At 60.6% G+C, this 22,590-nt stretch carries 21 protein-coding genes; 6 read left to right on the top strand and 15 right to left on the bottom strand.

Annotation, left to right across the window (positions count from 1 at the left end):
• Window positions 1-150: 150 nt before the first annotated feature.
• The 8 genes from NKI85_RS03350 to NKI85_RS03315 form a co-directional block, all read right to left on the bottom strand.
• Window positions 151-423, bottom strand: a complete 273-nt coding sequence (locus tag NKI85_RS03350; RefSeq protein WP_352775968.1) for a hypothetical protein — start codon at window positions 421-423, stop codon at window positions 151-153.
• Window position 424: 1 nt separating this feature from the next.
• Complete coding sequence (locus NKI85_RS03345) at window positions 425-1,492, bottom strand: ABC transporter ATP-binding protein (protein ID WP_352526107.1); 1,068 nt, start codon at window positions 1,490-1,492, stop codon at window positions 425-427.
• Window positions 1,492-2,280 carry an ABC transporter permease gene (locus NKI85_RS03340; protein ID WP_352526106.1) on the bottom strand — a complete coding sequence of 263 codons (789 nt, stop codon included), beginning with the start codon at window positions 2,278-2,280 and terminating at the stop codon, window positions 1,492-1,494. The genes NKI85_RS03345 and NKI85_RS03340 overlap by 1 nt, the downstream gene beginning before the upstream one ends.
• The gene (locus NKI85_RS03335; protein ID WP_352526104.1) at window positions 2,280-3,149 is read right to left on the bottom strand and encodes an ABC transporter permease; all 870 of its coding nucleotides are present in this window, start codon (window positions 3,147-3,149) and stop codon (window positions 2,280-2,282) included. The genes NKI85_RS03340 and NKI85_RS03335 overlap by 1 nt, the downstream gene beginning before the upstream one ends.
• 68 nt (window positions 3,150-3,217) lie before the next feature.
• On the bottom strand, window positions 3,218-4,279 hold the full coding sequence (locus NKI85_RS03330; RefSeq protein ID WP_352526102.1) for an ABC transporter substrate-binding protein: 1,062 nt from the start codon (window positions 4,277-4,279) through the stop codon (window positions 3,218-3,220).
• Window positions 4,280-4,318: 39 nt separating this feature from the next.
• Window positions 4,319-5,305, bottom strand: a complete 987-nt coding sequence (locus NKI85_RS03325; protein ID WP_352526100.1) for a PfkB family carbohydrate kinase — start codon at window positions 5,303-5,305, stop codon at window positions 4,319-4,321.
• The gene (locus NKI85_RS03320) at window positions 5,302-6,336 is read right to left on the bottom strand and encodes an ADP-ribosylglycohydrolase family protein (RefSeq protein ID WP_352775962.1); all 1,035 of its coding nucleotides are present in this window, start codon (window positions 6,334-6,336) and stop codon (window positions 5,302-5,304) included. The genes NKI85_RS03325 and NKI85_RS03320 overlap by 4 nt, the downstream gene beginning before the upstream one ends.
• 24 nt (window positions 6,337-6,360) lie before the next feature.
• Window positions 6,361-7,086 (bottom strand): GntR family transcriptional regulator, encoded by a 726-nt coding sequence (locus NKI85_RS03315; protein WP_352775959.1) that lies wholly within the window; start codon window positions 7,084-7,086, stop codon window positions 6,361-6,363.
• A gap of 478 nt (window positions 7,087-7,564) precedes the next feature.
• Here NKI85_RS03315 and NKI85_RS03310 point away from each other — a divergent pair, with 478 nt between their 5' ends.
• On the top strand, window positions 7,565-7,819 hold the full coding sequence (locus NKI85_RS03310; RefSeq protein ID WP_352775956.1) for a hypothetical protein: 255 nt from the start codon (window positions 7,565-7,567) through the stop codon (window positions 7,817-7,819).
• A gap of 597 nt (window positions 7,820-8,416) precedes the next feature.
• On the opposite strand, the gene NKI85_RS03305 is transcribed toward NKI85_RS03310, so the two are convergent.
• The 3 genes from NKI85_RS03305 to NKI85_RS03295 all read right to left on the bottom strand — a co-directional run bounded on the left by NKI85_RS03305 (window position 8,417) and on the right by NKI85_RS03295 (window position 10,656).
• Window positions 8,417-9,244, bottom strand: coding sequence for a dienelactone hydrolase family protein (locus tag NKI85_RS03305; protein WP_352775954.1), 828 nt, complete (start codon window positions 9,242-9,244; stop codon window positions 8,417-8,419).
• 507 nt (window positions 9,245-9,751) lie between these two features.
• Window positions 9,752-10,126 (bottom strand): hypothetical protein, encoded by a 375-nt coding sequence (locus tag NKI85_RS03300; protein WP_352775952.1) that lies wholly within the window; start codon window positions 10,124-10,126, stop codon window positions 9,752-9,754.
• 95 nt (window positions 10,127-10,221) lie between these two features.
• Entirely contained in the window at window positions 10,222-10,656 is a 435-nt protein-coding gene (locus NKI85_RS03295) for a hypothetical protein (RefSeq protein ID WP_352775949.1), read from the bottom strand.
• 338 nt (window positions 10,657-10,994) lie between these two features.
• Here NKI85_RS03295 and hsdR point away from each other — a divergent pair, with 338 nt between their 5' ends.
• The 5 genes from hsdR to NKI85_RS03270 are packed head-to-tail and all read left to right on the top strand — an operon-like array spanning window position 10,995 to window position 18,886.
• Entirely contained in the window at window positions 10,995-14,375 is a 3,381-nt protein-coding gene (gene hsdR / locus NKI85_RS03290; RefSeq protein ID WP_352775947.1) for a type I restriction-modification system endonuclease, read from the top strand.
• The gene (locus NKI85_RS03285) at window positions 14,375-15,121 is read left to right on the top strand and encodes a TIR domain-containing protein (protein ID WP_352775944.1); all 747 of its coding nucleotides are present in this window, start codon (window positions 14,375-14,377) and stop codon (window positions 15,119-15,121) included. Before hsdR ends, NKI85_RS03285 begins: the two co-directional genes overlap by 1 nt.
• Window positions 15,121-16,587 carry a class I SAM-dependent DNA methyltransferase gene (locus NKI85_RS03280; RefSeq protein ID WP_352775941.1) on the top strand — a complete coding sequence of 489 codons (1,467 nt, stop codon included), beginning with the start codon at window positions 15,121-15,123 and terminating at the stop codon, window positions 16,585-16,587. Before NKI85_RS03285 ends, NKI85_RS03280 begins: the two co-directional genes overlap by 1 nt.
• Entirely contained in the window at window positions 16,584-17,927 is a 1,344-nt protein-coding gene (locus NKI85_RS03275; RefSeq protein WP_352775938.1) for a restriction endonuclease subunit S, read from the top strand. Before NKI85_RS03280 ends, NKI85_RS03275 begins: the two co-directional genes overlap by 4 nt.
• Window positions 17,924-18,886 (top strand): hypothetical protein, encoded by a 963-nt coding sequence (locus NKI85_RS03270; protein ID WP_352775935.1) that lies wholly within the window; start codon window positions 17,924-17,926, stop codon window positions 18,884-18,886. Before NKI85_RS03275 ends, NKI85_RS03270 begins: the two co-directional genes overlap by 4 nt.
• A gap of 16 nt (window positions 18,887-18,902) precedes the next feature.
• Here NKI85_RS03270 and rnhA read toward each other — a convergent pair whose 3' ends face one another.
• From rnhA to NKI85_RS03250, 4 genes are all read right to left on the bottom strand, one after another.
• A complete protein-coding gene (rnhA, locus tag NKI85_RS03265; protein WP_352775932.1) occupies window positions 18,903-19,385 on the bottom strand; it encodes a ribonuclease HI in 483 nt (160 codons plus the stop codon).
• A complete protein-coding gene (locus NKI85_RS03260; protein WP_352775929.1) occupies window positions 19,375-20,106 on the bottom strand; it encodes a hypothetical protein in 732 nt (243 codons plus the stop codon). The genes rnhA and NKI85_RS03260 overlap by 11 nt, the downstream gene beginning before the upstream one ends.
• A 105-nt stretch (window positions 20,107-20,211) precedes the next feature.
• On the bottom strand, window positions 20,212-21,531 hold the full coding sequence (locus tag NKI85_RS03255) for a hypothetical protein (RefSeq protein WP_352776230.1): 1,320 nt from the start codon (window positions 21,529-21,531) through the stop codon (window positions 20,212-20,214).
• A 92-nt stretch (window positions 21,532-21,623) separates the two neighbouring features.
• Entirely contained in the window at window positions 21,624-22,244 is a 621-nt protein-coding gene (locus NKI85_RS03250; RefSeq protein ID WP_352775926.1) for a recombinase family protein, read from the bottom strand.
• Between the last annotated feature and the right edge of the window lie 346 nt (window positions 22,245-22,590).

The following is a 22,590-nucleotide window of genomic DNA, read 5'->3' as shown; positions in this document are numbered from 1 at the left end:
GCGCAAGTAATCATTTCGGACTAAGGAACGGGCTCACGCGCCTACCACCTTGAAAGCCCTTCGATGGAAAGCGGCTGAGCTGCCGGCGAAAAGGGGGGCGTTTCAGCCTTTTGCGTCATGCTCCGCTAAGGGGGCCGACGGTGCCAAGACCTATAACGCCATAGAGGGCTCGGAAGGCCCATCGGCGCCGTCGATCTGCCGCGCTGAGGTCGAGCCGTGCATGAATGCGCCGAGGATGCTGCGCCGCATGCCGGCAATGCCGTGGCCGAGGAACCAGAGCCGGTAAAGAACGGAAGGCATGCCCATGGTCACCACGACAAGCGAGAGGAGCGGCCGCGAAGCAGCGTCTTGGTAAAATCCGCCACCCTTGTTCGGATAGGTCACCGCGGCCACGCCGACGACAAAATCGACGGTGATTGCCAATCTAACCCGCCGCGATCAGGACCGTGCTTTCTGGCGACCAGCTCAGCACGACGTCCTGACCTTCCGCCAGCCTGCCAGCGCCGGTGTTCTGCACAATCACCTTGAGCGTCTGGCCGGCACGCTCGACAAAGTAAGTGTTGCTATTTCCGGCGAAGATGCGTTTGGACACTTGCCCTCGCAGCACATTCGTATTGGCCGCATCCGGAGCCTCGGCATCAATGAAGATGCGGAGGCGTTCGGGCCGCACGGCGCAGCTTGCCTTGGCGCCAGCGGCAAGCTTGGCACCCGCGCCGGCGGCAATCGCTGTGCCGTCCGGCAGGCGGATGCCGTTGCCCGTGCTGTCGCCGCGAAGGATGTTGGCGTCGCCCAGGAAGGTGGCGGCAAACTCGCTCTTCGGCCGATCGTAGATCTCCTCGGGCGGGCCTTCCTGCACCAGCTTGCCATCGCGCAGAATGCCGATGCGGTCGCTCATCGTCAGCGCTTCTTCCTGGTCGTGGGTGACGAAGATGGTGGTGATGCCGATCTCGCGCTGGATGCGCTTGAGCTCGATCTGCATGTCGACGCGCAGCGCCTTGTCCAGCGCGCCGAGTGGCTCGTCAAGCAACAGCACGCGCGGCCGGATGACGATCGCGCGAGCGAGCGCAACCCGTTGGCGCTGGCCGCCGGACAGCTGGTGCGGCCGGCGGCCGCCGAGCCTGCCGAGTTGCACGAGGTCGAGTGCGCGCTGTACCTCGCTGGCAATCACCGCCTTGGGCTCGCCGCGCACCGCCAGGCCGAAGGCGACATTGCCGGCAACGCTCATATTGGGAAACAGCGCGTAGTTCTGGAACACCATGCCGATGCGCCGTTTTTCGACCGGCACCCGCTCGACGCTCTCACCACCTATGGTGATGCGGCCGGAATCGGGAAAGTCGAAGCCGGCGATTTGTCGCAGCAGCGTGGTCTTGCCGCTGCCTGACGGCCCGAGCAGGGCGTAGAAGCCGCCATCGGCGAAATCGATGGAGACATCGTCCAGCGCCTTATGGGCACCGAAAGCGCGCGACACGTTCGCTACTTGGACGCCGGCCATTACATCTCTCCGCCGAATTTGAAGAAGCGCGCCGTCAGCAGCATCAGTGCCATCGACACGACAATGATGATCGTCGAGACCGCATTGATCTCGGGTGTGAATCCCTTGCGGATCGCGGCGTAGATTTCGACCGGCAGCGTCGTCTGGCCGGGCGTCGACAGGAAGTAGGATACGACGAACTGGTCGAAGGACACGGCGAAGGCGAACAGCCCGCCGGCAATGACGCCCGGCATGATCCAGGGCAGCGTGACGCGGTTCGTCACCTGCCATTGATTGGCGCCGAGCGAGCGCGCCGCCTCTTCCAACTCGGGCGCGAAGGTCTGCAGTCGGGCCGACACGACGACAATGACGTAGGGCAGCGCAAGCGCGACGTGGCCGAGCAGGATGGCAAACAGGCCGCGCCCAATGCCGATGCCGAAGAAGAAGATCAACATCGCCGTGCCGGTTATCAGCCACGGAATGGCGATTGGCGGAAACAGCAGCGCCTGCAGGAATTTCTTGCCGCGAAACTCATAGCGGTAGAGCGCAAGTGACGCCGCCGAGCCAAGCACGACGCAGATGACGGTAGTGATAACTGCGATTTCGACGCTATTCCAAGTGGCTGAGATAAGCTGGTCGTTCTGCCACAGCGAGGCATACCATTCCGTCGTCCATTCGAATGGCAGCTGGTAGAAGGGCGAAACGTTGAAAGACATCAGCGCCATGATGATGATGGGCACATAGAGGAAGGCGAGCAATAGCCAGATGTAGAGGCGGCCGAGCCATTCGAGAACACGTGTCGTCGCCATCAGGTAGCCCTCCGCAGCACCGGCGAGGCAACCGCCAGGATGACCAGCACGACGGCCAACAGGATAAAGGAGAGCGCAGCACCCAGCGGCCAGTTGAACACGGCGACGAACTGGTCCTCGATGACAGTGCCGTAAAAGGTGCCGGTGCGGCCGCCGAGGACGCGCGGTTCCATGAACGAACCAACGACCGGGACGAAGATGAGCGCTGCGCCCGCCACCAGCCCCGGCATCGACAGCGGAATGATGACCCGATTCAGCACCTGCAGCCGCGAGGCGCCGAGCGAGCGCCCGGCCTCTATCAGCGAGTCATCGATGGCCTGCAGGGTTAGGTAGCAGGTCAGCACCATGTAAGGCACGTAGGAGTGCACCAGCCCGATGATGACGGCCGGATAGGAATACATCAGGTCGATGTTGATCTTGAACGGCAGCACGGCGTTGAGCGCGGTGTCGAGAATGCCTCCTTCACGCAGCACCATCGCCCAGGAGAAGATGCGCACCAGCCCGTTCGACCAGAACGGCAGGATGACGAGAAGGAAAATCGCCTCTCGGCTGCGGCCTTTCAGCACCTTGGCCAGCACATAAGCGGCGGGATAACCGATGACGATGCACCACAGCGTCACCTCGAGGCCGAGGCGCAGCGAGGCCACAAGCAATGTCAGATAAAGGCTTTGTGAAAAGAAGGCGGCATAGTTTTCGAGCGTGAACGCCCACGGCTTTCCCGACAGCGGCAGGTCGGTCATGAAGGAGAAGAAGACCATGGCTGAGAGCGGCAGGAAGATCGCAACCGTCAGCCAGAGATAGGCAGGCGCCAGCAGCGGCAAGGCCGATCTCAATCCGCTGCGCGACGCGGCTGCAACCTGTGCTGCCATGACATCCTCCTCCCAGGATAGGGAAGGATCAGCCGACATGGATGGTCGGCTGATCCCGGCTTCTGCTGTTACTTCACGTCGACCTTGAGCTGCTGCCAGAGCGACAGATAGGCTTCGCGCTGGGCGTCTGTGATCGGTGCCTGGAACTGAATGCGCTTGGCGACTGCCGGGTCACCCATCACCTTGCGGTTGAACGCATCCCCGGGAAGTGCTTCTACAGCCTTGGTGTTGGCGGATACCGGGGCTCCGACCTTGGTGACCCATTCGACATAGAACTTCGGGTCGATCATGTAGTTGATGAAGGCCTCGGCGCCGGCGACATTCTTGGAACCGACCGGAATGGAGAAGGCGTCGAGCCAGGCGACAGCGCCCTCCTGCGGGATCACGAGCGAGACCGGCAGCTTGAAATGGGTCTTGGCGCGGTCGGCCGAGCCGCTCCAATAGGTGCCGATGTCGATCTGGTTAGAGGCAGCCATCTGGTTCCAGTCGTTCTCCGAGCTCCAGAACGTCTTGATCTGCGGCATCAGCGAGGTGAGCTTCGCCTTGACCGCCTCCATATCCTTGATGTCGTTGATGTTCTGGCCGGTGGCAATGGCGCCGAACTGAACCGCCTCGACGGCATCATCACGGATGGTGACGCGGCCCTTGTGCGCGGGATCCCACATTTCGGCGATGCTCGTCGGCGGCTTGTCGAAGGATTTTTCGTTGATGGCGAGCGCCGTCAGCCCCCAGACCCACGGCACGCCATAGACCTTGCCGTCATGGACGAGCATCGGCGATCCGGCCTTGTCCTTGCTGATGTCGGCAAAGTTCGGCAGCTTGGACGTGTCGATCGGCTGGATCAGCTTTTCCGCCATCGCCTGGTCGTTGAAGGCGGCGTTGATCATGACAACGTCGTAAAGGCCGGGATTGGTCCTGAGCTTGGTCAGCATCTCCTGTTCGGAATTGAAGAAGTCGTTGACGACCTTGTTGCCGGTCGCCTTCTCGAAGGCTTCGATGGCCCACGGCTCGTCGGCGCCGTAGCCCTTCCAGTTGAGTACGTGCACCTCGTCGGCCTTGGCGGCAAATGCGAGTGCGGAGGTGAAGACGGCAGTCGCCGTCAGCAGGGCAGTCAAGTCGGGCATGCGCATGTTCGTTCCTCTCTGTGTTTGCCCGCTTCCCGGGCTTTGTCAGGCTGTCGGGCGTTTGGCCTCTTGCTTCCGGCCATGGAGGCCGATCGGCGGACCGCCGGCATGGCTCAGGAATGTCTGGATCTCGTGGTCGGTCGGCGCTGATGAACCACCGTGGCGGGTGACGGAAATGGCCGCCGCCGCATTGGCGTAGTGCGCTGCCTCAAAAGGCGGCGCGCCGCGCGCCAGCGCACTGACGAAAGCGCCGATATGGGTGTCGCCGGCGCCATTGGTGTCGATGGCGTCGACCTCGAAGCCGGCAATCGTTTGCGCCGAGCCATCGGCCAGCCGCATATGGCAGCCTTTCGCTCCGGCGCGAATGACGACGCCGATGGCCTTCGGGGAGTGGTCGCTAAGAAGCCGTGACGCGAGTGTCTCGACGCCGCCCGGACCGGCAAGCGCGGCCGCTTCCGTCGTGTTGCAGCTCAACCAGGTGGTGCGGGCGAGTATCCGCGACAGGATAGGGCGGGGAATGTCGACGACGACAGGTGTCGGGTCGAGGACAAGCGGTGTGTCGGCCGGAAGTGCCTCGATCCAGTCGACAAGCGCGTCTCGGCTTCCCGGATAGCTAAGCGTATAGCCGGAGGTGAACACCCAGTCGCCCGGTGCGACCGAGACGGGCGCCATCATGTCAAGGCCGAGCAAACTCTCCGCACCAGGCCATGAGACGAAGGTGCGCTCGGCATCGCTGCTGATCATGGCGACGCAATTGCCACTGTCCATGACGGGCGATGGCGGCGTCAGCGTCTCGATCCCCTCAGTGGCTAAGGCCATGCGCAGGAAGTCGCCATTGGGTCCGCTGCCGAGCTGGCCGCCGAACACCACCTTCATGCCGGTGCGGCTGGCCGCGACCATCATGTTGAAGCCGCCGCCGGCGACTTGCGTGTAGCTCGACGCCGTCTTCTCCGTGCCCGGCGCCGGCAAGGCGTCGATGCAATAGACATAGTCGACCACCGCGCTGCCGACATGGACGAGACGCCCGCTCATGCCGCCGCATCCTTGCCTGTACCGGTCTTGTCCGCACGGCGCCTGGATATACGGGCCGAAACAAGGTCGGCGGCGAGCGCGCCAACCGCCGCTATGTCGATGCCCTTGAGGTCTGCAATGCGGTTCTGAGGCAATCGGGAAAAGCCGGTGCAGGCGCCGGCCATGCCGGCCGCGATGGCGCCGATCGTGTCGGTGTCGCCACCGAGATTGGCGCTGATGACCGCCGCTTGCCAGGGATCACCGCCGGCGACTTCCAGCACCGCGAATGCAGCCGGAACGGACTCCTGACTGGCGACGCCGGTGCCGACCAGATCGGTGATCAGCCGGATCGCGTCCTTCGTCGCCTTGCCGCGCACGAGCTCCTGCGCCCACCCAATGCGCGCGGCAATGTCACCGCCGGTCACCCAATGGCCGAGCGTTGCTCCGCTCCTCGCCGCGGCGATGGCGCTGTCGGAAGCGGCGCGCCAGTCGCCGCCGGCGACGCCGCGGCTGACGGCCGCCGCAACGGCGGCTGCGGCCGCAATGGCAATCGACGTGTTGTGGGTCGCCCGGCAGGTCTCGGCAACTTTGGCGACCAGCGCGTCCAGCGGCTCCGGCGGCATCATGATGCCGACCGGCGCAATGCGCATGGCCGCACCATTTGTGTCGCCGCCGCGCCCCGCTTCCTCGGCCGGTACGCCATTGTTGATGGCGTCGATGGCGCGTTTGGTCGATGGTCCCAGCAGATCGTAGCTGCCGCGCGCCTTGACGTCGCGCTCCCAGTCGAGCAGCGCGTTGACCCACCGCGCATGATCGAAGCGGTTGCCGGATTCGACCAGGATACGGCCAAGCAGAAGCGCCTGTTCGGTGTCGTCGGTGATCGTTCCAGCGGGGAGCCCCTTCGACACGGGATGGTCGGCGAAAGGAGCAATGAAGCCCTCTACATGGCCGTAGAGTTCGGCAATCCGGGCCGGCGACAAAAGCTGCGTCGGCATGCCCAGCGCATCTCCCAGTGCCCCGCCGAGAAGCGCCCCCATGGCCCGATCGGTCATGTTCCCGGTTTCGTCCGGCATCACTCAGAACCTCATATGCAGCGCAAAATGCGCCGGGTTTAGCAGGCTGGTCACATATTCGATCGGCCGGTCATCGGCGGCGCGGGTCAACCGGCGACCCCGCAGGAACGGCGCGCCTTGCGGGCAGCCGAGGATTGCGGCGTCCTCGGCGTTGAGCATTTCGATGCCGACCCATTCCTCGCCGTGATCGGGAATGAGGCCGGCGCCGCGCAGCGTCTGGTGCAGCGAGCCTTCGCGCAGGCCGCGCAACGGCACGTCCTCCAGTTCGGGCGACAATGGCAGGCGGCTGCGCTCGATGGAGATCGCGTGGCCGTCGCTGGCATTGGTGCGCACCCGGTCGACAGCGATGAAAAACGGGTTTTCTATCCCAAGCAGTGCGGCAAGATCGGGGTCCTCGATCACCTCGAGCCGCAGCGTCCGCGTCTCGGCATTGGCGCCGGCGTTGGCGAGCGCCCGCGACCAACCGATGGAGTCATCAACCGGCTTGCCATCGAAGGTGACGAAAGAGCCGATGCCGACCTTGGTGGTGATCAGCCCGCGGCTGGACAGTTCCTCGAGGCCTTTGCGGACGGTGTTGCGGCTGACGGAGAAACGCTGGACGAGCTCGTTCTCGCTTTGCAGCCGGTCGCCGAAGCCGAGAACACCGGAGCGGATTTCATGTTCGAGAACGGTGGCGATCTGTTCGGGCTTGCCCGTGCCGGGAGACAGTTGAACCGAGCGCCGCTTCATATGGGTACCTGTTCAGTGAGCCTGTATAATCCTGTTCATATCACGGCAGGCTTGTCAACGAGTGCCGCATCGGCGCGCCGTTTGCTGATTTTTGCGCTACGCCGTGGCGCGACCCAGTCCGCCAAAATTGTTGAATACCGCCGAGAATCTCCGTCATTACGTTTCGACCGACTTCATGCCGAGCCTCGGCTGCGAGGATTTCGACTTCATGACCCGCGAGGCGGGCGGCTGGATTGGCGCCGGCGAGGTCGGCCCCGGCGAAGGCCTGCTGCGTAGCGTGCCAACGCCGCAAAAAGTGCACTGTCACCGTAATTCGCGGTCGGTGTCGTCAAGTGTTAGCTAATACAGATGAGCCCTCGTCATCCAATCGATGGATGAAGCCCATCATGGGCCGGTGCTACTTTGATGCATGGCGCGGCTTAACCATTGCGCCATCGAGCGCCGGTTGTTGAGGAGTCCCCCTCCTATGGGGCTAAATATGTGCAAGACGACTCTCATTGCTATCGCTATCCTCGCGATCAGCATCGGCTATGCCGAAGCCAAGGACCGTAAGGTCGAAACCGCGACACTCGGGACGTACGCCAATTCGAAGAACCTGCCGGTTTGCACCGCATCAAGCTCACTCTACGAAGTCCTCGGAGACAAGTGTTTTCTCGTCAAAGGTTCGATGATCTATGGCGACATCGCCGAGCTTTCCGAGCTAGGCATTTGGGCTGGTAGCGGAGGCTGGTAGCGGAGCTCCGGTGCTAGAATTACGGTGACAGTGCACTTTTTGCAATGTTGGCACGCTACACAGCCGGCTCAATCCGCCGCCTCGCCAGTTTTGCCGACAGCCAACGCCTCGGCATTCACGCGAACAGCGGCATACTTCAGCCAGCTTCTGTGCCGCCCGCTGCGGCGAGTTCCTCGAAATAGGCGCGAATGGACCGGGGCTCCCGACCAAGAATCGCGCGCAGTGCCACGGGGCTTCCCCAGATTGGCGAACGGCGGTTTTCCGGTGACGAACTTGATGGGCTTGGGCGGCCTGCAGTTGGGAGCATTACCCCGCCGCTATCCGACCAATGGTGGAGGGTTTTCCAGGGTGGGGCGGTCTTGCGACTGGCAACGTCGTCCGGCAAAATGAAAAGCGGAATGTCCGTTGTCGATTTCGGCTCGCGGCTCCCAGGGATCGATGAAACCGAGAACTTCGAGTTCGCGATTCCGCTACGCCTGAACACGCCTGAGGGAGGCAGAGGGGCGCAGGCGGTTGCCGAGCACGACTTTAACGGCCGTCGCTCACGTTCCGCACGCTGGGTGTAACATCGCGCCACGGCGTAAAATAGGCATTGGCTCACTTTACATGCTCGGCGATGAAGGCGTCGGCACGGGCCTGAGCGTCCTTCGTTGCCTTCTCGTCATAGGTCATATGGTGACCAAGGTATTCGACGTTGTACTGCTTCACCGTGAAGGCGTGCGTAGCGCCCGGATAGACTACCACTTCAAAGTTGGCCTTGCCCTTGACCGCTTGGCAGTTCGCCGCCGGAGTCCAGTCGTCCTTCTCGCCAATCAACACGAGGGTAGGGACCGACGGATCGACGTTGTCGTAGCAGTACGGAAAGTAAGCGATCAGCCCCGCAATCCTCGTGTCGTGCGCCCCCGGTGTCTTTGTGTCGGTGGCGAACAACGACGCTATCGCTCCGTACGAGTAGCCTTGCAGAAAGACCTTGCTGGGGTCGATGCCGGGCATTGCTTTAACGGCCTTCACCGCCGCCACAGCGTCATTGCCGCGGCGCGTCATATACTGAACGAAGCTGTCATTGTTCAGTTTCGGGCAGACTCCCTCCGTTTCGCCGCGCGGCGTGAACGGGTCAACGATCAGCGTGGCGATGCCCTTAGACAGCAGGCTATCGACAACGATCTTCTCCATCGGAAGCTCAGGAGGAAAACTCAGCCCCCCGCATTGCGGAATGTAGACTACTGCCGGAAACGGCCCCGCGCCTTCAGGCTTGAAGAGTGCGCCCGCGATGGCTTTGACGCTGGGGTCGTCCACGGGGATGGCGATCACGTCCTTGTACCCGCCCCCCATTTTGGGAGTTTGGGCGGCGGAAATGTCGGCGAAGATGGTTGCTCCTCCCGTGAAAGCGAACGCAGCAACTGAAGTTAACAGTCGACTATTCATGAAAGCCTCCTCACCTAAAGTTAGTGCTTCCTAAGTCGGTTTTGATCGGAATCGAGCAAAAGAGATTCCGGTAGAGGTGACGTCGCCCGCAGGATTGTGAGCTAGGGCGCCCGCATAACGCGAGAGTCTTGTGCTCCCCAGCCAGCGGTGGCTGATAGTACGCCTCGTCTGCATTCTTGGCGAGACGACCTTGTTACCAAATCGAACATCCGATGGTCTGTAATTGCTTCAGTCTAGGACCTTGGCAAATGGCTCGGGAGTGGCCGTACCTTCGCCAAGCTCCGCATTGCCATATCGTCGTGACAATAGGCAGAAACGTCGTGGGTCGAACTCATCGCCGAGCGCATAGCTCCGGCGCAGGAGCTGCCCCAGCCACGCGCCGGAGCTTGTCGACGATGGCGAAACCATCATGTGGAGCGACGACCCCAAGTCGCAGGAAGTGCTGGTGCGGCTATGACCGGGGCGACCATCAACAGAACGGCGTTGTCTGCATTCGTGCAGCAATGCCTAGACCCGTTGCCGGATGCTGTCCTTATCGACACACATCACAACCAACTCATGCGGAGGGCGCGCGGCGACAACTGGCGGAAAGCCCGTCTCGTCACTGACCTCGCCAAGGCGGAACGGGACTATTTTTTCGCCAAGAGCCTTCACGCGCAGTGGGTGCTGGAGGATGCAGGCGCTGCTGCCGAGTTCGGTCAGCGGGATCAGCACCGGGTTGAAAGATGGCGGCAGGCGATTGCCGAACAGATCCGCGTCCCTGCTCCAGATCGCCTTGCTGTCCAGTGGAAGCGAGAGGCGGCGAAGCATCGATTCCTTCGTATAGACGACACGGAGGTTGCCAAACTGATCGAGGCCGACGAAACGTTTCTCGCGGCGCATCCGATCACAAAGCAGCCAAAGCGCCGGAAGGCTGGATGATCGCCACGGAAAAGTTTTCCGCCGCGTTAGCCCGCTGCCTCACGGTGGCGGGCTTTTTAACCTTCCGTCGCGTAGTCTTCAGGCCGAAGCAACTTCGGTGACGAAAACCACAGGTCTTTGAAGGCCAGCATCGCAGGCGTCCACGGCTCCCACTTATCCAGAGCCCGGAGAATGAAAATACCCGCCTCTACCGCAGCCAGGTTCCGCGTCTCGCCGGCATTCGGTCGTTCGTGTTTTAGCCAATAGAGGGTCTCATTGAGGCGCGACACCCAGTCTTTTCGTTCCTCGACCGGCCTGTTGCTGAGAAGCAATTCCCAAAGTCCACTCGGCTTGCCAGGCGCCATGTCCTCCGCAGCGCCGGTCAAAGTGATCGCCACTGCGAACTGACCAGCATGGAAAGCCGCAATTGCCGCTTCGATCTGCTGAACAGCGGCCTCGTACTTCGTTACGCGATAGACGCGGTAGAACGGTCGTTTCTCTATGGTGGACATGGAGTTGTAGCCCAGGTTGTAGCCCTGATGGCCAATATGCAAATTCTGCAGAGGCAGCAAAAACTAGGTAAGTCTTTGAAAAGATTTGGCTCCCCGGGCCGGACAAATTTGATAAATCGAACCGGGGACGAAAGTGCCAGAAAAGCTTTTATTTTCAGCCGCTTGGGACGACCGCTTCCACAATGCATCTACCGCCTTGGTGTATCTGAAGGGGTAGCAGCGGTGTATCTCTCAGTCAAGCCTCCTCACGTGGTCAGCCATTCGGACAGCCATGGGCACCATTCTAAATTCTGCATGATCCCTTAAGCTAAATATGCAACCGTGTGCCGGGAGGGATGATGGGCGGCACTGCAAACTTCGGCTTTCTCAGTATTCATGACGCCAAGCTGGTGACGCTCGGCGGGCAGGCCGAACGCTATTTCCGCGACGACCCCTCCACCGCCATTATCAAGCTGCGCCAGTACGCCGAACTGATGGTCAAGCTGATCGCCGCCCGCCATGCCGCCTATCGCGACGAACGCGAGGGTTTCGAGGAGACGCTTCGCCGCCTGTCGTATGAACGCATCATCCCGAAGGAAGTCGCGGACCTCTTCCACGCCTTGCGCAAGACAGGCAACACGGCGGTCCATGAGGCGGAAGGCGACCATGCCAACGCGCTGACCGCGCTGAAGTTTGCACGCTCCCTGGGTGTTTGGTTCCACCGAACTTATGGCAGGCAGCCCAACTTCAATCCTGGGCCTTTCGTGCCTCCGCCAGAGCCTGTCGACGCCACCGCGCCGCTACGGGAAGAGATCGACGAACTGCGCCGTAAGGTCGCCGTGAGCGAGGACGCCATCGCTGTTGCTCGTCGTGAGACGGTAGAGCAAATCCACGTTCGTGAGACGCTGGAAGAGCGGTTCAAGCGCGAGGCCGAGGAACGGGTGACATGGGAGCAACTTGCTCAGGAGAGTGAAGCCGAGAAATCAGCGCTATCGGCGAAGCTCGCCAGCCTGCAGGCCGAGGCCGACGCAGCGCCGCGTGCTGACGTTCTGGAACTCGTTCAACGCGGCGAAGAAGCGGCAACCAAGCTAGATCTGGACGAGGCCGAAACCCGCACCCTGATCGACCAGCAGCTTCGGGATCGCGGCTGGGAAGCCAACACAAAGACGTTGCGCCATAGCGCAGGTGTCCGGCCTGCCAAGGGCCACAACGTTGCAATTGCCGAATGGCCTACGGCCAACGGTCCGGCCGACTATGCGCTCTTCGTCGGCACCATGTTGATTGGCGTGGTGGAGGCCAAGCGGCGGCGTAAGAACGTCTCGGCGGCCATCGATCAGGCGGAACGCTATTCACCGGGCATCAAGCCCTCGATGGACTTCGTGATGGCGGGCGGCCCATGGGGCGAGCATCACGTGCCATTTGTCTTTGCCGCCAATGGCCGGTCCTATTTAAAGCAGATCGAGACCGAGAGCGGCATCTGGTTTCGCGACACTCGTCGCAGCGCCAATCATCGCCGTGCGCTGGTGGACTGGCCGACGCCGGATGGGCTGGCAGGCCAGCTTGATGTCGATCAGGACGCCGCCACGGCTGCATTGAAAGCTCAACCCTTCGAGTTCGGCTTCCCACTGCGTCCCTATCAGGAGGCCGCCATCCGGGCCGTCGAGGCTGCGCTATCGGCGGAAGAGCGAGCGATGCTCGTTGCGATGGCAACTGGCACTGGCAAAACCAAGCTCGCCATTGCGCTGCTCTATCGCCTGCTGTCGGCCAAGCGGTTCCGCCGCATTTGTTTTGTTGTCGACCGCAGCGCCCTTGGCATCCAGACCGAAGGCGAGTTCTCCACCACCAAGGTCGTGTCGGGCAAGACGTTCTCCGAAATCTTCGGGTTGAAGGGGTTGGATGATGTTACGCCGGATTTAGAAACCAAGGTTCACATCTGCACCATTCAGGGGCTTGTCAAGCGGGTGCTGTTTGCTGCCGACACATCCGAGGCTCCGCCCGTCGATCAATATGACTTGATGGTCATCGACGAATGCCATCGCGGCTATCTGCTCGACCGGGAGATGTCGGATGCCGAACTGAGCTTCCGGGGTCAGGACGACTACATCTCCAAATACCGCCGTGTGCTGGAGTACTTCGACGCCGTGAAGATTGGCCTCACGGCCACGCCAGCGCTGCACACGACCGACATCTTCGGTGAACCGATCTTCCGGTACTCCTATCGCGAGGCCGTGATCGACGGATACCTGATCGACCATGAACCACCGACCCGCATTGAGACAGCCTTGGCGCGTGCCGGCATTGGGTTCGCTGAGGGTGAACAGGTTGAATACCTGGCGCCCGAAACCGGAGAGATCAACACTGCCGTCCTGCCCGATGAAATCCGGTTCGAGGTCGATCAGTTCAATAGGCAGGTGATCACCCCGGCGTTCAACCGCGTGGTGGCCGAGGAGCTGGCAAAACACATCGACCCCGCGCTGCCAGGCAAGACGCTGATCTTTGCCGCGACAGATGCTCATGCCGACCTCGTGGTCAACGCCGTCAAGAAGGCGTTCGCTGAGGCGTATGGCGAGATAGACGATGCAGCGGTGCGGAAGATCACCGGCAGCGTGGACAAGGTTCAGAACCTGATCCGCTCTTTCCGCAATGACGCCAATCCGCAAATCGTGGTCACGGTCGATCTGCTCACCACTGGCATTGACGTGCCGAAGATCACCAATCTCGTCTTCCTCCGTCGGGTCAACAGCCGCATTCTGTATGAGCAGATGATCGGGCGGGCGACACGCCAATGCCCGGAGATCGGCAAGGAGGTGTTCCGCATCTTCGATGCCGTTGACCTCTATCCGCACCTCCAGAACTTGACCGACATGAAGCCGGTCGTGGTCAACCCGTCGATCAGTTTCGAGCAGCTTGTGCGCGAGATGACCGAGGCCTCGGACAATCAGCACCGCGACACCATCCGCGAACAGCTTGCCGTCAAATTGCGTCGCCGTCTCAGGAAACTGCCCGAAGAAGCGCGCCAGCGGTTTGAGGCGGTCGCGGGCGAGACGCCTGAGGCGATGCTGCAGCGTCTACTTGCCGGGGATGCCTCCGAACTTGCGGCATGGCTGAAGGAGCGCTCCGCCATTGGTCCGATCCTCGATTGGCAGGCGGACGGCGACAGCCCGCGCTTTGTGCCGATCTCGTATCACTCCGATGAGGTCGTTGCAGTGACCCGAGGGTACGGCGAGTCGGAGAGGCCGGAAGACTTCCTCGACGGCTTCTCCGCTTTTGTGCGCGACAACATTAACGCCATCGCTGCTCTGAAGTTGGTCGTGACGCGCCCCCGCGATCTCACTCGCGCCGATCTGAAGGACCTTCGCCTCGCACTCGACCGGAAGGGCTACTCCGAAGCCAATCTGCGCCGTGCATGGTCGGATGCGCGGAACGAGGAAATCGCCGCCTCAATCATCGGTTTCGTGCGCCAAGCCGCCATAGGCGACCCGCTCACGCCCTACGGAGATCGTGTGCGAACTGCTATGCGCCGCATCATGGCGAGCCGGCAATGGACCGAACCGCAGAGGCGCTGGTTGAAACGGATCGGAGAACAGATCGAAAAAGAAGTCGTGGTTGACCGGGAGGCCATCGACAAGGAGCCGTTCATCGCCGATGGAGGGTTCAATCGGCTCAACAAGGTGTTCGGCGGGGAGCTTGAGAGCATCCTTGCAGGGATCAATGAAGAAATGTGGAAGAGGGTCGCCTGATGAACCGTTTCGATGGGTCCATTGAGGAACTGAAGACGATTGTGGATCAAACTGGCGTCCGGGGCGCGTGGACCACGCATGACAACGCCCATCACAAGTTCACGGCCGTGACCGGCGCTGTCTTGAACTGGTGGGATACAAGAAAGAAAACTGTGAGCTTGCAAGGACCGGATGGGCCGAAACAAGCCTTAGAGGCAGCCGTGAATGCGGCCTGTGCGGGAAACGCATTGGCGATCAGGGTTCCGATGAAGGTTGCCGAGCCTGACCCAAATGGTACACGCATCTTTGTCGTACACGGGCACGATGATGCATCTCGCGAGCAACTGGAACGGATATTGTTGCTTCTAGGCTTGGAGCCCTTTGTTCTGCAAAACACTTCTGGTGGCGGCATGACGATCATCGAAGCCTTGGAAAGGCAGATTGGGAAAGAACCTGAGGCAAAATTTGGCATCGTTCTGATGACTCCTGACGACATGGGCTACGCCTCTCGCGATGGTGCAGACAAAATCCAGCCGAGGACGCGACAGAATGTCGTGATGGAAATGGGGATGCTCTTATCGTCGCTCACACGGGACAAGGTGGTAATTCTGGTCAAGGGCCATGTGGAGCAACCCTCGGATGCACATGGCATAATTTACCTTCATTTCAACAACCACGTGAAGGAAGTCGTGCCCCGCCTCACTGAGCGATTGCGAGCTGCGGGGTTTGACATCGACGCCGGACAGATCACCAAGGCGGCATCCTGATGACGACCACCACCGATATTGTCGCCAAGCTCTGGGGCCTCTGCAACGTCCTGCGGGATGACGGCGTTACCTACAACGAGTATGTCACCGAACTGACTTACTTGCTTTTCCTGAAGATGCTGGAGGAGACGAAGCGAGAGAACCGCCTGCCGGACGACTATCGCTGGGGAGCGCTCGCCAGGCGCCAGGGGATGGAGCAGCTCGACTACTACAAGTCGTTGCTTCTCGACCTCGGCAAGGCCAAGGATACGCTCGTCAGTGCCATCTTCACCGACGCGCAGACCCGCCTTCGCAAGCCGACCAACCTGAAGGCGCTGACCTCTAATATCGACCAGCTTGACTGGTTCTCGGCCCGCGAGGAGGGGCTGGGCAACCTTTACGAGGGTCTCCTGGAGAAGAACGCCTCCGACAAGAAATCCGGTGCGGGACAATACTTTACGCCCCGCCCGCTGATCGATTGCATTGTGCGCCTGATGCAGCCGCAGCCCGGCGAGATGGTGCAGGACCCCGCCGCCGGAACGGCTGGGTTCCTCGTTGCCGCTGACCGCTACATCAAGGATCACACCGACGATCTCTACAATTTGCCGGAGGCGCAGGTCTTCTTCCAGCGCCATAATGCCTTCGTCGGGGCCGAACTCGTGCCTGACACCCACCGACTGTGTATGATGAACCTGCTGCTGCACGGCGTCGAGGGCGGCGTAGACAATATCGATACGCTATCGCCGGACGGCGAGGCGCTGCCCAAGGCGAATCTGGTCTTGACCAACCCGCCATTTGGCACCAAGAGGGGTGGCGGTCGCCCGACCCGGTCCGACTTCTCCGTGACGGCCGACACCTCGAACAAGCAGCTTGCCTTTGTCGAACATATCGTGCGTGCCCTGAAACCTGGCGGCCGCGCGGCCGTAGTAGTGCCTGACAATGTCCTGTTCGAGGACAATACAGGCCGTCGCCTGCGCACATGGCTGATGGACCTCTGCAACCTGCACACCATCCTGCGCCTGCCAACCGGCATCTTCTATGCCCAGGGTGTCAAGACCAACGTGCTGTTCTTCCAGCGCGGGAAGACCGACAAGGCGAACACAAGGGCTGTCTGGGTCTACGACATGCGGGCCAACATGCCCGCCTTCGGCAAGACCCGCCCGCTCATGGTCACCGACTTCTCCGAGTTCGAGGCCGCCTACGGGACTGACCCGAATGGCGGGTCAGAGCGGAAGGATCAGGGACAGGACGGGCGCTGGCGCAGGTTCGGCCGCGGGGCGATTGCCGAGCGCAACGACAATCTCGACGTTGCTTGGCTGCGCGACACCGAAGTCGAGGCCGAGGAGGAGCTCACCGAGCCGGAAGACATCGCCGCCGCCATAATCGGCCATCTGAAGGCTGCGCTGGAGGAGATCGAGGCGCTGTCGGAGGAACTGGAGACGGATAACGAAGACGAACCCGTTGCAGTCGCGGAGGCTACAGAATGATTTCCCTGCCACCGGGGTGGGAACATGCCGAACTGAATGAGCTTCGAGGCTCTGAGCCGAATGCCATCACCGACGGCCCCTATGGGAGCAACCTCAAATCGAGCCACTACAGCTCTCAAGGCGCAAGGGTGGTACGTCTCGGCAACATCGGAGCCGGCATTTTTTTGGACCATGATACGGCCTTCGTGCCGCTTGAGCATTTCGAGCGGCTCAAGAAACACCGTGTATTTGCACATGACATTGTAGTTGCCGCGCTGGGTGATCCGATCGGGCGAGCATGCATCTTGCCGGAGATGGCGGAGCCTGCTGTCGTAAAGGCAGACTGCTTTCGGTTTCGAACATCCCCTGAGATTTCGAAAAAATACGTGATGCTCTGGCTGAATAGTGAGCAGGCCCGCCAGCGTTTTTTCGCTCGAAGCCACGGTCTTGGCCGCATCCGCATAAACCTGTCCGACTTTCGCGGTACGACAATGCCGGTTGCGCCATTCCCAGAACAGCAGCGGATTGTGGCGAAGATCGACGGCCTGACCGGCAAGTCCAAACGCGCCCGCGATCGTCTCGATCACATCCCCCGTCTCGTCGAGAAGTATAAAGAGGCTATGCTGGCAGCAGCGTTTCATGAAGCGCAAACTGCCGCTCATGTGGACACAACGTTAGGCGAGATCGCCACTGAAGTGCGAAATGGCCTTGGCAAGAAGCCGACTGAGAGCCCAGGCGGCACGCCTATTTTGCGCATTTCCGCAGTTCGGCCTCGCCAGGTTCGGATCGCCGACGTTCGCTACTATCCGTCTGATGATGTGCCCCCCACTTCAATGCTTCGCAACGGTGATCTGTTATTCACGCGGTACAACGGTAACGCCGACTACACGGCAGTGTGTGGACAGGTGCGTGATGCTCAGCAGGACCTGACCTACCCGGACAAGCTGATCCGTGTCAGACTAAGAGCCGAAGCTCTGGCGTCTTTCGTCGAGTTGATGTGCACCAGTCCGCAGGCTAGAAGCTGGCTAATCGCTCACATCAAGTCTGCCGCCGGTCAGCACGGAATTTCGGGCGCGGACCTAAAAAAACTTCCTGTGCCGCTGCCTTCAATTGCCGTCCAAACCAGCATAATCCATCGCGTCGAGAGCGCATTTACTTGGATCGACCACCTTCGAGGCGAGGCAACCAGCGCCCGTAGATTGATCGACCGCCTCGACCAAGTTGTGCTTGCCAAGGCTTTCGGGGGCGAACTCGTGCTGCAAGATCCCGCCGACGAACCCGCCAGTGTGTTGCTTGAGCGGATCAGGGCAGCGCGCAGCATGGCACCTAAGCGGGGGCGACGAGCTAAGGCGGGCGCATGAAGGTCTTTATCGCCAATTTTGGGCGCGAGAACTATGCTTGGCCCGACTGTCTGGCCCGAGGTACCATTGCGACGATGAACGATGTGGCGGTCCAAGGGTACTGGCAGGCCGGAGACCGCGAGAGTTACATTCTGAACCGGATGAGGCTGCACAAGACGGCGGCTGGCAAAACGCCGACACGTTCCGTTGCCTCGCGCTGGTTCAACCTGATGACGGCCATCGTTGAAAGCGAAGGCGACATCTGGATACACCGGGAGAAAGATCAGCTCTGGTGGACAACATCGCGCTCAGATCCGGCGACGTTCGAGCCTTTCAAGGAGACAGTTGGTGATCGCCGCGACGTGATCATCTGCCACAAGCTCTGCGATCCTTGGGCCAACAAGAACCGTTTAGGCAACCGCTTGGAATGGAGCGGATTGCACCCGAAGGCGCAGGAGTTTCTCTTCACCGAAGGCACGCTCCAGCAATTGAGGCCGGACAATGCAGAGTACGCGGTAGCGCTAATAGATGGTGGCGATCTATCTCCGTGGCACTCGCGGCCGGAATGGATGGCAAAGGTCGCTCGTCGTGGGAAGAACCCGGGCACGACTTTCAATTCGCGCCAAAAGGCAATCTGGCGAATGGCCGCGACGGTGAAAGGCACGGTGAATTTCTCGAACGGCCAAAAGGTGTTGAAGACGGTCAAGAACAAGGACCTGCTGATTCCTGAGAGCGAGCTGACGCCCTTCCTTGAAGCTCCGCTGGCTGAGCAAGAAGGGCTATGCGCAATCACCGATCTGCCACTGCAATACGATGGCGATGAAGACGATCACGAGATGTTGTGTTCGCTCGACCGCATCAACAGCGACGGGCACTACGAGAAGGACAACCTGCAGATCGTTTGCAAGTTCGTAAACCGTTGGAAGAACAGCAGCCAGGACGCCGAGTTTCGGAGGCTCATTGGAATTGTACGAGCGTGAACCAATACCAGAGCGGCTATGCAAATGTGGCTTTACGTGCTGCTTCATTGGCCAACTGGTCGACCTCCTCGTTCAGCGGATCGCCGTTGTGACCGCGCACCCATTCCCAGGTGACACTGCGGCCGGTGACGAGGGCTTCCAATTCCTCCCAGAGGGCACGATTTAGAACCGGCTTGCGTTGAGCGTTGCGCCAGCCCTTGGCCTTCCAGCCTTCAAGCCACTCTGTGATTCCCTTGATCACGTATTGGCTATCGCTTCTGAGGAAGACCGGGTTATCGCTCTTGATCATCTTCACGGCCTCGATGGCTGCCGTGAGTTCCATCTGGTTGTTGGTCGTGTCCTTCTTCGAGCCAGACGCCGCCTTTCGCTTCAACTCCTCCGCCCCGTCCATCGATTGCAGGATTGCCGCCCAGCCGCCCGGGCCGGGGTTGCCGATGCAAGCACCGTCGGTGTGAATGACAATGTGCCGGCCGGGGTGCCGGAGCTTCTTATCGGTCATTGGTGATCTCCATTTTGTGGGTTCGAATCGGAGTTGTTGGCAGCGCGACCTTTTGCAGGAGTAGCGCGGTCGCCTTCTCGATGTCCCCGCCGATGTGCCGCAAGACCTGTCCACGTGAACGCGGATAGACATGAAGCTCCTGCACTCCGCCAGGCCCGGTTTCCCACCGCTTGTGGGTTCCCGACGCCATTCTGTGTACAAGCTTGGCCACCTGAACGCGCTTGTATTCCGACTTCCGATCGGCCTGTGGATCGGCCGCAATGACCATCTCCACCGCAAACCAGGCAGCTACAACGTTGCGAGGGTCGATCTTCGCCTTTCGCAGCCTCGCCCACGCTGCTTTCGCGCGAGCTTCGGGAGATAGGCCCCGCAGCCTGAACGCCTCTACCTGCGGCCCTGCGGTCCGGTAGAGCGTCTCCACGCGGTCGAAGGCATTGCGCACCCATTGGTTCTCGGCGTTCGCCTCCAGCCATGCGACGGCTGCCTTGCGGTACGCCGCGAGTTCCTTGGCCGTGTAGGAGCGCCGGTAAGGGCTGCCGTGGCGAGAGTAGTGATCGGCGTGCTGACGGCAAAAGCGGGTGTCCAGACCGTCGTTGGTGCCAGCACGAGCGGGCCTGCCGCATCCCACGACACGACAGCGCGAGAACATGCTGCTCGGCTCGGCGGCACGCCGCTTGACCTCGTTCTTGCGCTCGCGCTTCTTGATCCAGTTCGTGGTCAATCTCGAGTCCCTCTATGGTGAGCTGTGGGTTTCCTGGAAGGCAGGTAAGGCTTTACCTGGGGGAGATCAGGGAGAGAGAGATCAAGAGAACATCCCCTCCTAGAGTCATTCCCTGAAGGCTTCCTCTGTTACAGTGCCTTCCACATGGGCATGCCGATGAAAGGTGTCGAGCATGACTCCCTTGGTAATGGAAACAGCAGAGACCGGGACCAGCACAGCGTCATGGATCGGCAATGCCACAATGCCTCTGTCTCTCAGTGTCAGCAGCACTTCGATCATCATCTGGCTTTCGATGAACTGGGCATCGTGCCCGAGACCCCGATGGAAATAGTTCCTGATCAGCGGGTGCTTCGCCTCGATTGCCTCGACAACTTCACCAACCTTGTAGCTCCGCGGGAACAGCTTGCGCGTCCCCTTCGGAAAGCGATTCAACGTATCTGATGCCAAGATCATGGCGTTCATGACCTTCTTGATTGCCGGCCGATTTATCCCGTAGCGCCAGATGTCATAGAGGTCCTCGAACGGTGGCTTGTGGCCTGCCATGCCGTAGAGGATGCGTGGTCCGACCTGGCCATAATCGAGTTCCACGGCTCGCTCGCCGCTGATCCATAGCCCCTGTCGACGCTCCTGCTTGCGGAGGCTCTGCCAAAAGCCGCCGAACAACCGGCCACCGCTGTCGAAACGGGACTGAGTGAAGATGCGCCTGAGCCTTCGGTCACGGATGCTGAACTGAGTCCTTGGCCATGGGAGGCCTTCGTCGTCGAACCGCAGATCGGCATCAGCAATCCAACGGTTGATCTCGTCAAGTTCACTCCGGTGTCGCTCCGTGGCTGGCGTATCGTCGTACTCCTCCAATCCGCCCTCGTCCCAGTAGTCCTCGCGATCCTTGACGCGCTTCAAGACAATGGTCTCGCCGCGTGGATGTTCGTCGAGGTCAGCGATTCCGACCCCATGCTCAGCGATCCTATCAAGAAGCCGGGAACCAGGCCGGATGACCGTCGCTCTGGCAGCGCCTTCCACGGGAGAGGCGATCTGCTGTTCGACATAGGCCATCTCTGGCCTCGCCATGAGGTCGAGAATGTGTGGGAACATCTTGCTGTACGCGCGTGGCCGATAGCGGCTCTTTGTGCCTAGAACGCGGTTAGACCGCCTTACATAGATGTCGCCTACATGCTCGGCGAGATGATGGTGCATGAGGTCCGACAGGATGGCATCAACGGTTAGGTCGAACGTTTGCTGATCTCGGTCGCGACGCTTGTTCGTCCTGAGCCCCAAGTGGGCCTCGCAGTTCAGGAGCAGCCCGATCGCTTCTCGGACAATCGCCTTGGTGGTCTCCGAGGCGGCGAACCGATAGGCGTTGAAGGGACTGTCGCGCTCTTCCTCTTCCTCATCGAGTTGAATCGCTGTCGGTGTAGTCTGGTCCATCCGCAAAGCTTCTGATCGTCAAAATAGCCACCCCGCATACGCGGGCACATGAACGGCGATAAGGAGGCAAGGTGTCGCGGCAGGGCTCCTCGCTACGCTGCCCTGTTCCGTTTTGCCAGCTTCGCTACGGTCGCCCGAGAGCAGCCCATTACGTCAACAATCTGGTTCCAGCTTGCTTTGGTCTTCAACATGGCCATGATGGCGGCGTTCCGCTTGGTGTCCTCCTGCCGGCCCCTCAGCCGCCCCTCAGCCTTGGCCTTCTCGATACCCTGAGCCTGCCTTCTCCTGCGGTCGGTGTAGTCCTTACGGGCGATGGCGGCGAGCATGTCCAGCATCATGCCATTGATCGCCTCGGCCATGCGCCGGGAGAACTCGTCACCTGCACCGCTGACAGCCTGCCACGACGTCGGAAGGTCTAGTGCCACGACGCGCACCTGTTTCGCTTTCAATTCGGCTCTCAGCTTGTCCCAATCGGCCTCGTTCAACCGGGAGAGACGATCGACTTGCTCCACCAAGAGAACGTCTTGAGGATGACAATCGCGCATGAGTCGATCCAACTCGGGGCGTTTCAAGGTCGCCCCGCTCTCGTTCTCTTCATACCAAGCTGCCACCGCCAGCCCACGCTCTTTCGCAAATCGTTCAAGATCCGCCCTTGCCCGTCCAGCGTCCTGTTCCTTGGTCGATGCGCGCAGATAGGCCCTGATGAATGACATGTCTGGAAATCCCATGGTTCAGTTAAGATGGTTTCCATTAAACGGTTCATTATAGATGGTCAACAATTATCTTTCGGGGCAAGTTTGGTAGTACCGCTGGGGCATACGTTGTCGTACCGCAGCCTAGTTGCGGTTATCGTTGGTACGAAGTAGCTACGAGGGTAGGGAAATTGAGATGGGGGGATCAATGTTTTTCACAAAGTCGGGGCGCGTCATTGCGTGGCTGTTGGTTATTCTTGGTGGATTTCGGGCGCTTCTTGGCCTCACTATCGCTCTAACGACTGGACAAAGTATGGCTCCGAGATACCTCGGATCAACGTCCACAGGGGAGGCTATCGACAAGGGT

Origin of the sequence: Mesorhizobium sp. M0571 (assembly GCF_040320985.1) — a bacterium.
Lineage (GTDB): Bacteria > Pseudomonadota > Alphaproteobacteria > Rhizobiales > Rhizobiaceae > Mesorhizobium.
Note: the sequence above shows the minus strand (reverse complement) of the source record. Positions and strands in the feature narration are given on the sequence as shown.